12 protein-coding genes are annotated in these 14,898 nt (G+C 59.6%); all 12 read left to right on the forward strand.

The genetic code is table 11. From position 1 onward, the window contains the following. The first annotated feature begins 2 nt into the window (after window positions 1–2). A complete protein-coding gene (nuoG, locus tag PIB16_RS04565) occupies window positions 3–2,084 on the forward strand; it encodes an NADH-quinone oxidoreductase subunit NuoG (protein WP_125145962.1) in 2,082 nt (693 codons plus the stop codon). A 13-nt stretch (window positions 2,085–2,097) separates the two neighbouring features. Further along, a complete protein-coding gene (gene nuoH, locus PIB16_RS04570) occupies window positions 2,098–3,144 on the forward strand; it encodes an NADH-quinone oxidoreductase subunit NuoH (protein ID WP_003521518.1) in 1,047 nt (348 codons plus the stop codon). Between the two features lie 36 nt (window positions 3,145–3,180). Next, on the forward strand, window positions 3,181–3,672 hold the full coding sequence (gene nuoI / locus PIB16_RS04575; RefSeq protein ID WP_003496449.1) for an NADH-quinone oxidoreductase subunit NuoI: 492 nt from the start codon (window positions 3,181–3,183) through the stop codon (window positions 3,670–3,672). A gap of 136 nt (window positions 3,673–3,808) precedes the next feature. Further along, a complete protein-coding gene (locus tag PIB16_RS04580) occupies window positions 3,809–4,423 on the forward strand; it encodes an NADH-quinone oxidoreductase subunit J (RefSeq protein WP_003521517.1) in 615 nt (204 codons plus the stop codon). Window positions 4,424–4,451: 28 nt separating this feature from the next. Continuing rightward, on the forward strand, window positions 4,452–4,760 hold the full coding sequence (gene nuoK, locus PIB16_RS04585) for an NADH-quinone oxidoreductase subunit NuoK (RefSeq protein ID WP_003521516.1): 309 nt from the start codon (window positions 4,452–4,454) through the stop codon (window positions 4,758–4,760). Window positions 4,761–4,767: 7 nt separating this feature from the next. Continuing rightward, window positions 4,768–6,765 (forward strand): NADH-quinone oxidoreductase subunit L, encoded by a 1,998-nt coding sequence (gene nuoL / locus PIB16_RS04590; protein ID WP_065115441.1) that lies wholly within the window; start codon window positions 4,768–4,770, stop codon window positions 6,763–6,765. Then, window positions 6,765–8,276: an NADH-quinone oxidoreductase subunit M gene (locus tag PIB16_RS04595; RefSeq protein WP_142844881.1), complete on the forward strand. Its 1,512-nt coding sequence runs from the start codon at window positions 6,765–6,767 to the stop codon at window positions 8,274–8,276. The genes nuoL and PIB16_RS04595 overlap by 1 nt, the downstream gene beginning before the upstream one ends. Window positions 8,277–8,294: 18 nt before the next feature. Next, window positions 8,295–9,737: an NADH-quinone oxidoreductase subunit NuoN gene (gene nuoN / locus PIB16_RS04600; RefSeq protein WP_078054275.1), complete on the forward strand. Its 1,443-nt coding sequence runs from the start codon at window positions 8,295–8,297 to the stop codon at window positions 9,735–9,737. A gap of 26 nt (window positions 9,738–9,763) precedes the next feature. Further along, the gene (locus PIB16_RS04605; RefSeq protein ID WP_065653982.1) at window positions 9,764–10,504 is read left to right on the forward strand and encodes a biotin--[acetyl-CoA-carboxylase] ligase; all 741 of its coding nucleotides are present in this window, start codon (window positions 9,764–9,766) and stop codon (window positions 10,502–10,504) included. A 201-nt stretch (window positions 10,505–10,705) separates the two neighbouring features. After that, entirely contained in the window at window positions 10,706–12,373 is a 1,668-nt protein-coding gene (locus PIB16_RS04610; protein ID WP_003521510.1) for a ribonuclease J, read from the forward strand. A 132-nt stretch (window positions 12,374–12,505) separates the two neighbouring features. After that, window positions 12,506–12,811, forward strand: a complete 306-nt coding sequence (locus PIB16_RS04615) for a DUF1467 family protein (protein ID WP_065653980.1) — start codon at window positions 12,506–12,508, stop codon at window positions 12,809–12,811. A 657-nt stretch (window positions 12,812–13,468) separates the two neighbouring features. Beyond that, the gene (gene proS / locus PIB16_RS04620; RefSeq protein WP_271045079.1) at window positions 13,469–14,791 is read left to right on the forward strand and encodes a proline--tRNA ligase; all 1,323 of its coding nucleotides are present in this window, start codon (window positions 13,469–13,471) and stop codon (window positions 14,789–14,791) included. The last annotated feature ends 107 nt before the right edge of the window (window positions 14,792–14,898 follow it).

The following is a 14,898-nucleotide window of genomic DNA, read 5'->3' on the forward strand; positions in this document are numbered from 1 at the left end:
CCATGGCAAAGCTCAAGGTTGACGGTAAAGAGATCGAGGTTCCGGATCATTTCACGCTGTTGCAGGCGTGCGAGGAGGCTGGCGCCGAAGTTCCGCGCTTTTGTTTTCATGAGCGCTTGTCGGTCGCGGGTAACTGCCGCATGTGTCTCATCGAGGTGAAGGGCGGACCGCCCAAGCCCGCCGCTTCCTGCGCCATGGGCGTTCGCGACGTTCGCGGCGGCCCGAACGGCGAATTGCCGGAAATTTTCACCAACACGCCAATGGTCAAGAAGGCCCGCGAAGGCGTGATGGAATTCCTGCTCATCAACCACCCGCTCGATTGCCCGATCTGCGACCAGGGCGGCGAATGCGACCTGCAGGACCAGGCCATGGCCTTCGGTATCGCCGGTTCGCGTTATGCGGAAAACAAGCGTGCGGTTGAAGACAAGTACATCGGACCGCTCGTCAAGACGGTCATGAACCGCTGCATCCACTGCACGCGCTGCGTCCGTTTCACCACGGAAGTGGCCGGCATTGCCGAACTCGGTCTCATCGGCCGCGGCGAAGATGCCGAAATCACCACCTATCTCGAGCAGGCGATGACCTCGGAGCTTCAGGGCAACGTTGTTGACCTCTGCCCGGTCGGCGCGCTCACCTCCAAGCCTTTCGCCTTCACCGCCCGCCCGTGGGAACTGAACAAGACCGAAACCATCGACGTGATGGACGCTCTCGGTTCGGCCATTCGCGTCGATACCCGTGGCCGCGAAGTCATGCGCGTCATGCCGCGCGTCAACGAGGCGATCAACGAAGAGTGGATTTCCGACAAGAGCCGCTTCATCTGGGACGGCCTGAAGACGCAGCGCCTCGACCGGCCTTACGTCCGCAAGGATGGTCGCCTTCAGCCCGCAACCTGGGGCGAAGCCTTCGGCGCGATCAAGCAGGCTGTTGCCGCAACGTCCGGCAACAAGATCGGCGCGATTGCCGGCGATCTGTCGTCCGTCGAAGAAATGTTCGCGCTGAAGTCGCTTCTCGCGTCGCTCGGCTCGGCCAATGTCGATTGCCGTCAGGATGGCGCAGCGCTTGACCCGTCGCTCGGCCGCGCCAGCTACATCTTCAATTCCACCATTGAAGGTATCGAGCAGGCCGACGCCCTGCTGATCGTCGGTTCCAACCCGCGCTACGAAGCGGCCGTGCTCAATGCCCGCATCCGCAAGCGCTGGCGTCGCGGCGGTTTCCCGATCGGCGTAATCGGCGAAGCTGGCGAACTGCGCTACAATTACGAATATCTCGGTTCCGGCGCTGAAACGCTCTCCGATCTGGCCAATGGCTCGCACAGCTTCATCGACAAGCTGAAATCCGCCAAGAACCCGCTGATCATCATCGGCCAGGGTGCTCTGGCGCGCGCCGATGGCGCAGCCGTACTGGCTGCCGCCGCCAAGCTCGCTACCTCGGTAGGTGCTGTCACCGAAGAGTGGAACGGATTCTCTGTCCTGCACACCGCCGCTTCCCGCGTCGGCGGTCTCGACATCGGCTTCGTGCCGGGCGAGGGCGGTGTTGCCGCCGCTGACATGGTCGCCTCCATGGACGTTCTCTTCCTGCTCGGCGCCGATGAACTCGACCTGTCGAACAAGGGCGCCAAGTTCACCGTCTATATCGGCAGCCATGGCGACCAGGGCGCGATGAATGCCGACGTCATCCTTCCGGGTGCGGCCTATACCGAAAAATCCGGTATCTGGGTCAACACCGAAGGCCGTGTGCAGGTGGGCAACCGCGCCGGTTTCGCACCGGGCGAAGCCCGCGAAGACTGGGCGATCCTGCGTGCGTTGTCCGATGTTCTCGGCAAGAAGCTGCCGTTCGATTCGCTGTCGGCGCTCCGCGGCCAGCTCTATGTAGCGCATCCGCATCTGGCGGAAACGGACGAGATCGTCGCCGGCAACGGCAAAGATATCGAAGCGCTGGCTGGCAAAAGCGGCTCGCTCAACAAGTCGGCGTTTGCCTCGCCGGTTAAAGACTTTTATTTGACGAACCCGATTGCGCGCGCATCCGCCGTCATGGCCGAGTGCTCCGCATTGGCCCGCAACAATTTCCAGGCTGCGGCAGAGTAAGGGTAGGGGATTTATGGAACAGTTTTTCTGGAGCTACGTCTGGCCCGCGCTGATCATGGTCGGCCAGTCCCTGCTGCTTCTCGTTTGCCTTCTGGTGTCCATCGCGTTCCTGCTGCTTGCCGACCGCAAGGTGTGGGCGGCGGTACAGCTGCGCCGTGGTCCGAACGTCGTTGGTCCCTTCGGTCTCTTCCAGTCCTTCGCCGACCTTCTGAAGTTCATTCTGAAGGAGCCTGTCATTCCGGCCGGCGCCAACAAGGCCGTTTTCCTTCTGGCGCCGCTGGTAGCGGTGACGCTGGCGCTCGCCACCTATGCCGTCATTCCCTTCAACGAAGGCTGGGTTGTCGCCAATATCAATGTCGGCATTCTCTATATCTTCGCGATTTCTTCGCTTGAAGTATACGGCATCATCATGGGCGGCTGGGCTTCGAACTCGAAGTACCCGTTCCTCGGCGCGCTGCGTTCGGCCGCGCAGATGGTGTCCTACGAAGTGTCGATCGGCCTCGTCATCGTCACCGTTCTGCTCTGCGTCGGTTCGCTGAACCTGACGGACATCGTGCTTGCCCAGAAGACCGGCCTCGGAACCATGCTCGGCCTCCCGGCCTCGTTCCTTGACTGGCACTGGCTGTCGCTGTTCCCGATGTTCATCGTGTTCTTCATTTCGGGCCTTGCCGAAACCAACCGTCCGCCCTTCGATCTTCCGGAAGCGGAATCGGAACTGGTCGCCGGTCACATGGTCGAATACGGCTCCACGCCTTACATGATGTTCATGCTCGGCGAATATGCTGCAATCGTCCTGATCTGCTGCCTGACGACGATCCTGTTCATGGGCGGCTGGCTGCCGATCGTGGATGTGTGGTTCCTCAACTGGGTTCCGGGCATTGTCTGGTTCGCATTGAAGGGCTGCATGGTCTTCTTCATGATCGCGCTGACCAAGGCTTTCGTTCCGCGTTACCGTTATGACCAGCTCATGCGTCTCGGCTGGAAGGTGTTCCTGCCGCTGTCGCTCGCCATGGTCGTTATTGTTGCATTCGTATTGAAGCTGACGGGATGGGCCGGTTGATGTCCGTACTCCTCGCTCAGAAATCTGGAGACTGAGATGGCAAGCCTCTCCCAAGCCGTCAATTCACTGTTCCTGAAGGAGTTCGTGGGCGCGATCCTGCTCACGATGCGCCACTTCTTCAAACAGAAGGCAACGGTGAACTATCCTTTCGAAAAGGGCCCGGTCTCTCCGCGTTTCCGCGGCGAGCACGCGCTGCGCCGTTATCCGAACGGTGAAGAGCGCTGCATCGCCTGCAAGCTGTGTGAAGCGATCTGTCCCGCTCAGGCGATCACCATCGAAGCCGGCCCGCGCCGCAATGACGGCACCCGCCGCACGGTGCGTTACGATATCGACATGGTGAAGTGCATCTATTGCGGTTTCTGCCAGGAAGCCTGCCCGGTGGATGCCATCGTCGAAGGCCCGAACTTCGAATTCGCGACGGAAACCCGGGAGGAGCTTTATTTCGACAAGCAGAAGCTTCTCGACAATGGCGACCGCTGGGAGCGTGAAATCGCACGCAACCTCGCACTGGATGCGCCTTACCGTTAAGGCGCAACCGTCTTTCCGGGGGAAGCCCCGGAGAGCGATGAAAAGTAAAATGCCTGCGCGGTTTTCGCCGGCGGGGACGAAACGGGTGAGGGGCCTTCGAGCCATCTTTGCCCGATGAGGACAAGAAGGCACCAACATGGGTCTGCACGCTGTATTCTTTTATATATTCGCTTTCGTCGCCGTGGCGTCTGCGTTCATGGTCATCGCATCGAAGAACCCAGTTCATTCGGTGCTCTTCCTGATTTTGACCTTCTTCAACGCAGCCGCGCTGTTCCTGCTGACGGGCGCCGAATTCCTCGGCATGATCCTGCTGGTGGTTTATGTCGGCGCCGTGGCGGTGCTCTTCCTCTTCGTCGTCATGATGCTGGATGTGGATTTCGCAGAACTCCGTTCGGGCGTGTTGCAATATGCCCCGGTCGGTGCGCTGATCGGTGTCATCCTTGCGGCGGAACTGATCGTCGTGGTCGGCGGCAGCATGCTGAACCCGATTGCGGCCAAGTCCATTACCATGCCGATCCCGCCTGTCACCGAACGCACCAATACGGCCGCACTCGGCGACGTGCTCTATACCAATTACGTCTACTTCTTCCAGCTCGCCGGCCTCGTGCTGCTGGTGGCCATGATCGGCGCCATCGTGCTGACGCTGCGTCATCGCACCGACATCAAGCGGCAGGATATCTCCACGCAGGTCGGCCGCGACCCGAAGACCGCCGTCACCACGGTCAAGGTCAAGCCGGGCCAGGGCATCTGAGGCGCGAACGGATCCAAGGAAACAGAATATGGAAATCGGTCTTTCCCACTACCTGACGGTCAGCGCGATCCTCTTCACGATCGGTGTCTTCGGCATCTTCCTTAACCGGAAGAACGTCATCGTCATCCTCATGTCGATCGAACTCATCCTGCTTGCGGTCAACATCAACATGGTGGCCTTCTCGGCCTTCCTGAACGATATCGTCGGCCAGGTCTTCGCTTTGTTCATTCTGACCGTCGCAGCCGCCGAAGCGGCCATCGGTCTTGCAATACTCGTTGTCTTCTACCGCAACCGCGGATCGATCGCCGTCGAAGACGTCAATATGATGAAGGGCTGATAAGGCTATGATCTACAAGGCTATCGTCTTTCTTCCACTGATCGGCTTCCTGATCGCCGGCCTGTTCGGCCGCTCCATCGGCGCCAAGGCCTCGGAATATGTCACCACCGGTCTGATGATCGTGGTCGCTATCCTGTCGTGGATCGTCTTCTTCACCGTGGCGCTCGCCCATGGCGAGCCGGGAGAGGTGATCAAGGTCACCGTGCTGCGCTGGATCCAGTCCGGCGGCATCGACGTCGAATGGGCGTTCCGCATCGATACGCTGACGGCTGTCATGTTCGTCGTCGTCAACACCGTCTCGACGCTCGTGCACCTCTATTCGATCGGATATATGCATCACGATCCGCATCGTCCGCGCTTCTTCGCCTATCTGTCGCTCTTCACCTTCGCCATGCTGATGCTGGTGACCTCCGACAACCTGCTGCAGATGTTCTTCGGCTGGGAAGGCGTGGGTCTGGCGTCCTATCTGCTGATCGGCTTCTGGTTCAAGAAGCCATCCGCCTCGGCTGCCGCCATGAAGGCCTTCATCGTCAACCGCGTTGGTGACTTCGGCTTCATCCTCGGCATTGGCGGCGTGTTCGTGCTGTTCGGCTCGATCAATTTCGAGACGATCTTTGCTGCGGCCGCAACCTATCTGCCGGCAGAAGGCGCTGCCTCCTCGGAAACCGTCATCAACCTGTTCGGCATGCATCTGGACAAGGCAAATGCGATGACGGGCGTCTGCCTTCTGCTCTTCATGGGCGCCATGGGTAAATCGGCGCAGTTCCTGCTGCACACCTGGCTGCCGGACGCGATGGAAGGCCCGACCCCGGTGTCTGCCCTCATTCACGCCGCAACCATGGTTACCGCCGGCGTCTTCCTTGTCGCCCGCATGTCGCCGCTGTTCGAACTGTCGCATGATGCCTTGACCGTCGTGACGCTGATCGGCGCGATCACCGCCTTCTTTGCCGCGACCGTCGGTCTCGTGCAGAACGACATCAAGCGCGTGATTGCCTATTCGACCTGCTCGCAGCTCGGTTACATGTTCGTGGCGCTCGGCGTCGGCGCTTATGGTGCCGCCGTGTTCCACCTCTTCACGCACGCCTTCTTCAAGGCCCTGCTGTTCTTGTGCGCCGGTTCGGTCATCCATGCCGTCGATGGCGAGCAGGACATGCGTTACATGGGCGGCCTGCGCAAGCATATCCCCATCACCTTCTGGACCATGACTGTCGGCACGCTGGCGCTGACCGGCGTTGGTATCCCGGGCACGATGATCGGTTTTGCCGGCTTCTTCTCGAAGGACGTCATCATCGAATCCGCTTACGCGTCCCATTCGGTGCTGTCCGGTTTCGCCTTCACGCTTTTGGTCATCGCCGCGCTGTTCACCAGCTTCTATTCCTGGCGTCTGGCCTTCATGACCTTCTTCGGCAAGCCGCGCGCTTCCGCCGACGTCATGCACCATGTGCATGAATCGCCGATGGTCATGCTGATCCCGCTCTTCATCCTCACCGTCGGCGCGATCTTTGCCGGTGTTGCCTTCGAAGGTTATTTCTTCGGTCATGAATATGCCGAATTCTGGAAGGGTGCCCTGTTCACGCTTCCGGAAAACGAAATCCTCGAGGAATTCCACCACGTGCCGCTGTGGGTGAAGTGGAGCCCGTTTTTCGCGATGGCGCTTGGTTTCGTGACCGCATGGTACATGTACATCAAGTCGCCGGAGACGCCGAAGCGTCTGGCCGAGACCCATCGCGGCCTCTACCAGTTCCTCTTGAACAAGTGGTATTTCGACGAACTCTACGACTTCCTCTTCGTACGTTCCGCAAAGGCGCTCGGCCGCTTCCTGTGGAAGAAGGGCGACGTCGCCGTCATCGACCACTATGGACCGAACGGCATTGCAGCGCGTGTGGTTGACGTGACCAACCGCATGGTCCGCCTGCAATCCGGTTATCTTTATCATTATGCCTTTGCGATGCTGATCGGCATCGCGGCGCTTGTCACCTGGATGATGCTCGGGAGTGCCCTCTGATGACCGATTGGCCCATTCTTTCAACGGTCACCTTTCTGCCGCTCGTCGGCGTGGTGCTCCTGCTTCTGACGAATGAGAACGGCCCCTATGGTCGCCGCAACATTCTCAATGTCTCGCTGCTGACGACGGTCTTCACCTTCATCGTGTCGCTGTTCATCTGGATCGGTTTCGACAATTCGAACCCCGGTTTCCAGATGGTCGAGAAGCATCAATGGTTCGGCAACATCGCCGCCTACCATCTGGGTGTCGACGGCATCTCCATGCTCTTCGTCATCCTCACCACTTTCCTCATGCCTTTCTGCGTGCTGGCAAGCTGGGATTCGATCGAGAAGCGCATCAAGGAATACATGATCGCCTTCCTGCTCTTGGAAGTCGTCATGATCGGCGTTTTCGTGGCGCTGGATACGGTTCTCTTCTACGTCTTCTTCGAAGCGACGCTGATCCCGATGTTCATCATCATCGGTGTGTGGGGCGGCAAGGATCGCGTTTACGCCTCCTACAAGTTCTTCCTCTACACGCTGCTCGGTTCGGTTCTGACCATGCTCGCCATCATGGCCATGTACTGGCAGGCCGGCACCACCGACATGACAGAACTCTTGAAATACGGCTTCCCGGCCGGCATGCAGACCTGGCTGTGGCTCGCCTGTTTCGCCGCCTTCTCGGTCAAGATGCCGATGTGGCCGGTGCACACCTGGCTGCCGGACGCCCACGTTCAGGCCCCGACCGCAGGTTCGGTCATCCTGGCTGGCGTCATGCTGAAGCTCGGCGGTTACGGTTTCATCCGCTTCTCGCTGTCGATGTTCCCGCTGGCTTCGGATTATTTCGCCCCCTTCGTCTTCACGCTGTCGGTTCTCGCCATCATCTACACCTCGCTGGTGGCGATGATGCAGGACGACATCAAGAAGCTGATCGCCTATTCCTCCGTCGCCCACATGGGTTACGTGACCATGGGTATCTTCGCCGCCAACGTTCAGGGCGTGCAGGGCGCAATCTTCCAGATGCTGTCGCACGGCATCGTGTCGGGCGCGCTCTTCCTCTGCGTCGGCGTTGTCTACGACCGTCTCCACACCCGCGAAATCGCGGCCTATGGCGGCCTCGTCAACAACATGCCGAAATATGCCGTCGCCTTCATGATCTTCACCATGGCCAATGTCGGTCTGCCCGGCACCTCCGGCTTCGTCGGTGAGTTCCTGACGCTGATCGGCGTCTTCCGCGCCAACACGCTGGTCGCACTGTTTGCGGCAACCGGCGTCATCCTCTCGGCCGCCTATGCGCTGTGGCTCTATCGCCGCGTGATCTTCGGTGCGCTTGAGAAGGAAAGCCTGAAGTCGATGCTCGATCTGTCGACCCGCGAAAAGGTCATCCTTTATCCGCTGGTTGTGCTGACGATCTTCTTCGGCGTCTATCCGGCACCGGTGTTCGATGCGACAGCCGCATCGGTCGATCTTCTGGTAAACAACTATTCGGCTGCACTGCAGGCGGCGCAAAATGTTGCGCTCTCTATGAATTGACGACAGGACCCGTTGGACATGACCGCTGAAATCCTTTTTGCCAGTCTGCACATTGCGACGCCCGAGCTGATCCTTGCGGTCGGCGCGCTGGCGCTGCTCATGATTGGCGTCTTCTCGGGCGACAAGTCGACAACGACGGTCACCGGCCTTGCCGTTGCCCTCCTGCTCGTCGTCGGTCTCTGGATCATCTTTGCCCCCGCTTCGGGCGTGGCCTTCGGCGGTGTCTACATCGCCGATGCCTTCGGCAACTTCATGAAGGTACTGGCGCTGATCGGCTCCATCACCGCCATGATCCTGGCCGTCGGTCAGGGCCGTTTCGAACCCATCGGCCGTTTCGAATATCCGGTGCTGCTGGTTCTTGCGACGCTGGGCATCCTGCTGATGATCTCGGCCAACAACCTGATCTCGCTCTACATGGCGCTGGAACTGCAGTCGCTGGCGCTCTACGTGGTCTGCGCCATCAACCGTGAAAGCCTGCGCTCCACGGAAGCGGGCCTGAAGTATTTCGTGCTCGGCGCGCTGTCTTCCGGCATGCTGCTTTACGGCATGTCGCTGGTCTACGGCTTCACCGGCAATACCGGCTTTACCGAAATCGCCCAGGTTCTGGCCTCGGAAACCCGTTCGCTCGGTCTCGTTTTCGGCCTGGTCTTCGTTCTCGCCGGTCTCGCCTTCAAGATTTCGGCCGTGCCGTTCCACATGTGGACGCCGGACGTTTATGAAGGTGCGCCGACCCCGGTAACGGCGTTCCTGTCGGCTGCGCCGAAGATCGGCGCCATGGCGATCCTCGTTCGCATCGTCATCGAGGCGTTCCAGCCGGTCTTCGCCGACTGGCAGCAGATCGTCGTGTTCATCTCCATCGCCTCCATGCTGCTCGGCTCCTTTGCCGCAATCGGCCAGAAGAACATCAAGCGCCTGATGGCTTATTCCTCCATCGGTCACATGGGTTATGCGCTGGTCGGTCTCGCTGCGGGCACCGAAGCCGGTGTTGCCGGCGTCATCCTCTACATGACCGTTTATATGGTCATGACGCTCGGCACCTTCGCCTGCATTCTCTCCATGCGCCGCAAGGAAATCGGCAATGTCGAGACTGTCGAGGATCTGGCCGGTCTTTCGTCCTCCAACCCCTTCATGGCGGTTGTGCTGACGATCCTGATGTTCTCGCTTGCCGGCATTCCGCCGCTCGCCGGCTTCTTCGGCAAGTATTATGTCTTCCTCGCAGCCATCGAGGCGAAGCTCTATCCGCTCGCCATCATCGGTGTCATCGGCTCGGTTGTCGGCGCTTATTATTATATCCGCGTCGTCAAGGTCATGTGGTTCGATGAAGCCAAGGACAAGTTCGAGCGTCCTTCGGGCGAACTCAAAGTGGTTTATGCGCTTTCGGCCTTCTTCACCGTGGCCTTCATCGTCTTCGGCGGTGCACTCGGCAACGCGGTCACTGCTGCGGCGAAGACCTTCTTTTGAGCAGCACACACAAGCATACGGGCCGGATGTCCATCGATGACTTCCGGCACGAGGCGATGGCGGAAACGCCATCGACCAATCTGGAATGTTTCACCCAGGCAAGGGCGGGCGATGGCGGCAATCTGTGGATCACCGCCATCCGCCAGACCGGCGGACGCGGCCGTCGCGGCCGGCCATGGGTCTCCGAACCCGGCAATCTCTACGCCTCGCTTCTTCTGATCGATCCCGCTCCGATGGACCGTATAGGGTCCCTGCCGCTTGCCTTCGCGCTGGCTGTTTATCGCGCCATCCGCGCGGTGCTGCCGACGGGTGGTGAGCCGCTCGAAATCAAATGGCCGAACGACGTGCTGATCGGACGCCGCAAGACCTGCGGCATTCTCATGGAGGCGGAGCTGCTGCCGGATGGCCGACGCGCCATCGTCATCGGCATCGGCATCAATATCGCCCATAAACCGGAAAATCCGCTTTACCCCGTCACCATGCTTTCCGAACATGGTGCGTCCTGCTCGCCCGACGAGTTGTTCGCCCATCTTTTCCGTGAGACGGCGGAGGTGCTGGGGGATTGGGACGAGGGCAGGGGCGTTGCCGGCATCATGGCTGGCTGGCGTGCCGCCGCCTGTGGTATCGGCGAACATATCACCGTCAACTTCCCAGACCGTTCGATTGGCGGGCGTTTCGTCGGGATTGATGATAATGGTTATCTGCTGCTGGATGAGGATGAGGGCGCAAGGCGCTCGATTGCCGCCGGCGACGTGTTTTTCGGATGAGGTGAACGGCGCGACCCGAAGGCCCGCGCCGAACCGCTTTCGACGGGTTGGAGCTTTCCTGCGGCTCATGAAAAGCAGGGTGAAAAACCGGTTCCGCATCGGCCCGGTCGATCAGATGGTTCAACAGGTCCGATGCTTAAGAGCGGCGGGCGCGGCCAATTGCCGTCGCCTGCATGCTTTCGTGAATGGATAAGAAAAACAATGGCTAAACAGGACGAACTGGTCTTTGTGCCGCTTGGCGGCGTGGGTGAAATCGGCATGAATCTGGCGCTTTATGGCTACGGGCCGGAGAGCAAGCGCCAATGGATCATGGTGGATTGCGGCGTGACCTTCGCCGGCCCGGACCTGCCGGGCGTCGATCTGGTACTGCCGGACATCAGCTATATCGCCGAGCAGAAAAAGAACCTCAAGGGCATCATCATCACCCACGCCCATGAAGACCATTATGGCGCGCTTAACGATCTCTGGCCCGGCCTCAACGTGCCGGTCTATGCTTCGCCTTTCACCGCCGGCATGCTGGAAGCCAAGCGCGCCTATGAGGGCACGCGTGCCGAAATTCCGGTGACGATCTTCAAGGCGGGCGACCGCATCAATGTCGGCCCGTTCGAAATCGAGGCGGTCGGCGTCAACCACTCCATTCCGGAGCCGATGTCGCTGGTCATCCGCACGCCGCTCGGCAATGTCATCCACACCGGCGACTGGAAAATCGACGAAGCCCCGTCGCTCGGTCCGTTGACGGATGAAGCCCGCTTCCGCGCCATCGGCGAAGAGGGCGTACTGGCGCTGATGTGCGACAGCACCAATTCGGTGCGCGATGGCGTATCGCCCTCCGAACACGAGGTTTCCGAAGGCCTGCGGCAGATCATCGAAAACGCCGAGGGTCGTGTGGCCGTCACCACCTTCTCCTCCAATGTCGGTCGCATCCGCTCGATTGCGCAGGCCGCGGAAGCAGCCGGCCGCGAGGTGCTGCTGCTTGGCTCGTCGCTGAAGCGCGTCGTCAACGTCTCGCAGGATCTCGGCATCATGGAAGGCATCAAGCCATTCCTCGCCGAAGACGAATATGGCTATATTCCGCGCGACCGGGTGGTGCTGATCCTGACCGGTTCGCAGGGCGAGCCGCGCGCCGCACTCGCCAAGCTTTCGCGTGACGAGATGCGCAATGTGGCGCTGGCTTCCGGCGATACGGTGGTGTTTTCCTCGCGCGCCATCCCCGGCAACGAGAAGGCGATCATCGATATCAAGAACGGCCTCATCGAGCAGGGCGTCCATATCGTCACCGACAATGAGGCGCTGGTGCATGTCTCAGGCCATCCGCGCCGCAACGAACTTCTGAAAATGTATGAATGGACGAAGCCGCAGATCGTCGTGCCCGTCCATGGCGAGGCGGCACATCTGGTGGCGCAAAAGGAACTGGCCGAACAGGCCGGCATTTCGCAGGTGCCGAAGGTGCGCAACGGCAATGTTCTGCGCCTTGCGCCGGGTCCTGCGGAAGTCATCGACGACGTGCCGCATGGCCGCGTCTTCAAGGATGGCAATCTCGTTGGCGATATGGACGAGATGGGCATCAGCAATCGCCGCAAGCTGTCCTTCGCCGGCCACGTCGCCGTCAACGTCGTGCTGGACAGCCGTTATGACTTCCTTGGCGACCCCGATGTCGTGCCTTTCGGCCTGCCGGAATTCGATGACGAGGACGAGGCGATGGAAGACACGCTTTATGACGCCGTTCTCGGCGCCGTAGAAAGCATTCCGCGTGCCCGCCGCAAGGATCTGGATCTGCTGCGTGAAGCCGTGCGTCGCGCCGTGCGTGCCGCCGCCAACCAGAGCTGGGGCAAGAAGCCGATCGTCACGGTATTTGTAACCAAGGTCTAAGCCGGGAGCTTACTGGCAATCGGCCGGGGCGTCTGCCTTTTTCCCGTTGATTCCAGGGCCGTGCCGCAAAGCGCGGCCCTTCTGTTTTCTTTTAGGGTTTCTTGCGGAGAAGTGATTCCGATCTGCGGATGAATGCGTTACAAAAAGCCCATTGTGCAGGAGGATCACATGCCGCTTCTTTCGGCCTTCGCCGTTTATTTCATCGTCTGGTGGACGGTGCTTTTCATCGTGCTGCCGATTGGCCTGCGCACTCAGGACGAGGAGGGCGATGTGGCGCTGGGCACGGTCGCCAGTGCGCCATCAAGGTTCAGGGGCGGGCGGATCGTTTTGTGGACGACCGTAATCTCGGCCCTGATCTGTGGGCTGTGGTACGGCGGAACCTGGTGGTTCGGCGTCAGCCTCGATGACCTGCCGAGAATTATTCCCGTTTTCGATTGAAAAGCTGCGCTGGTGATCGCCGTTCGCGCGCATCTTGCTCACTCAGACGGGCGGTGAGCCCATGGTCGCGGCAGTTTCCGGGGGATATGACCGGGATTCTGTCATATGGATGTCATATCTCTCGTGCACACAGCAGGAACGTGCTCAGTGCCTGATTCACCGCCATAATTTTACCGGAATATAGCGGCGGGGGCGGGGTCATTTGTGTAGAAGCAAAAAAAAACAAGGCCTTTCAGCCTTGTTTTCCAGGTTTCGCGTGATCTGTAACCGTTGCCGGGGCTGCGAACGAGCGCGCCTAAGATCTGATCCTCCCAAGACTGACCGCGAAAATGACAAGAATTTAAACTTCCTGCCTCTTTTGTAAGCTAAAGCTAGCTCAAACCCCCATGCTTGTCATCTCATTTTTTGCATATTTGTTACAGTCGGCAAAAAATTCTCCGTGGCGCAATTTGTCGCACCGGATCAAGAATAATATTCCGACCAAAGCGTTTTGACGCGAATTAGCTATCGCGAAAATACCGCAAAATCGCCTTTAACGCTCTTTTCATGGCGGGTTTTCATCTCGGCCGGAAACGGCTATATCCCGCGCCAATATCCCTCTATTCGGGGCGATTCCCGCGCCTTTGCGCGCTGTCGTCCGCATCAATGGAAGCCGTCATGCGTCTCAGCCGTTATTTCATGCCCATCCTGAAGGAAAACCCCAAGGAAGCGGAGATCGTCTCCCACCGCCTCATGCTGCGCGCCGGCATGATCCGGCAGCAATCGGCTGGCATCTATTCCTGGCTACCGCTCGGCAAGCGCGTGCTGGACAAGGTCAACAGGATCATCCGCCAGGAGCAGGATCGCTCCGGTGCCATCGAGCTTCTGATGCCGACGCTGCAATCGGCCGAGCTCTGGCAGGAAAGCGGCCGTTACGATGACTACGGCAAGGAAATGCTGCGCATCAAGGACCGTCAGGACCGCCAGATGCTCTATGGCCCCACCAATGAGGAGATGATCACCGACATCTTCCGTTCCTATGTGAAGTCCTACAAGAACCTGCCGCTGAACCTCTACCATATTCAGCTCAAGTTCCGCGACGAGGTACGTCCGCGTTTCGGCACCATGCGTTCGCGTGAGTTCCTGATGAAGGACGCCTATTCCTTTGACCTGACCAAGGAAGACGCGATCCATTCCTATAACAAGATGTTCGTTGCTTACCTGCGCACGTTCGAGCGCCTTGGCCTGCGCGCCATTCCCATGCGCGCCGATACCGGCCCGATTGGTGGCAATCACAGCCATGAATTCATCATTCTGGCCGATACCGGCGAATCCGAAGTCTTCTGCCACAAGAGCTTCCTCGACCGCGCCATTCCCGCCGAAAACACCGACTTCGACGACGTCGCAGCCCTGCAGGGCGTATTCGACGAGTGGACGGCTGACTATGCCGCCACGTCCGAAATGCATGACGAAGCCGCTTACAATGCCATTCCCGATGGCGAGCGCCTTTCCGCGCGCGGCATTGAAGTCGGCCACATCTTCTATTTCGGCACCAAATATTCCGAGCCGATGGGCGCGAAAGTGCAGGGTAAGGATGGCAAGGAACACCCTGTCCACATGGGTTCCTATGGTATCGGGCCGACACGCCTTGTTCCCGCCATCATTGAAGCATCGCATGACGAGAACGGAATCATCTGGCCGGCCTCGGTCGCTCCCTTCGATGTCGTGATCATCAACATGAAGGCTGGCGATGCTGCCTGTGATGCGGCTTGTGAAAAGCTGTATTACTTGCTCTCCAACGCCGGCAAGGATGTTCTTTACGACGACACGGACGACCGTGCAGGCCAGAAATTCGCCACGGCCGATCTGATTGGCGTGCCGCTGCAGATCATCGTCGGCCCGCGTTCGGTCGCGAATGGCGAAGTCGAAGTGAAGGATCGCAAGACCGGCGAACGGGAGACCGTGACGATCGAGGCGGCGATGAACAGGGTGCTCGGATAAGAGCGAGCCGAAGACGGAGCGGCTTCACCCGAAGTCCGCTCCGGTTTCGTAACGCAGATGCCGCAGAAATATGGGCCGGTTTTCGGAAAAGACCGGCCTTGCAGTTT

Source organism: Agrobacterium sp. ST15.13.015 (assembly GCF_027871645.1).
GTDB lineage: Bacteria > Pseudomonadota > Alphaproteobacteria > Rhizobiales > Rhizobiaceae > Agrobacterium > Agrobacterium leguminum.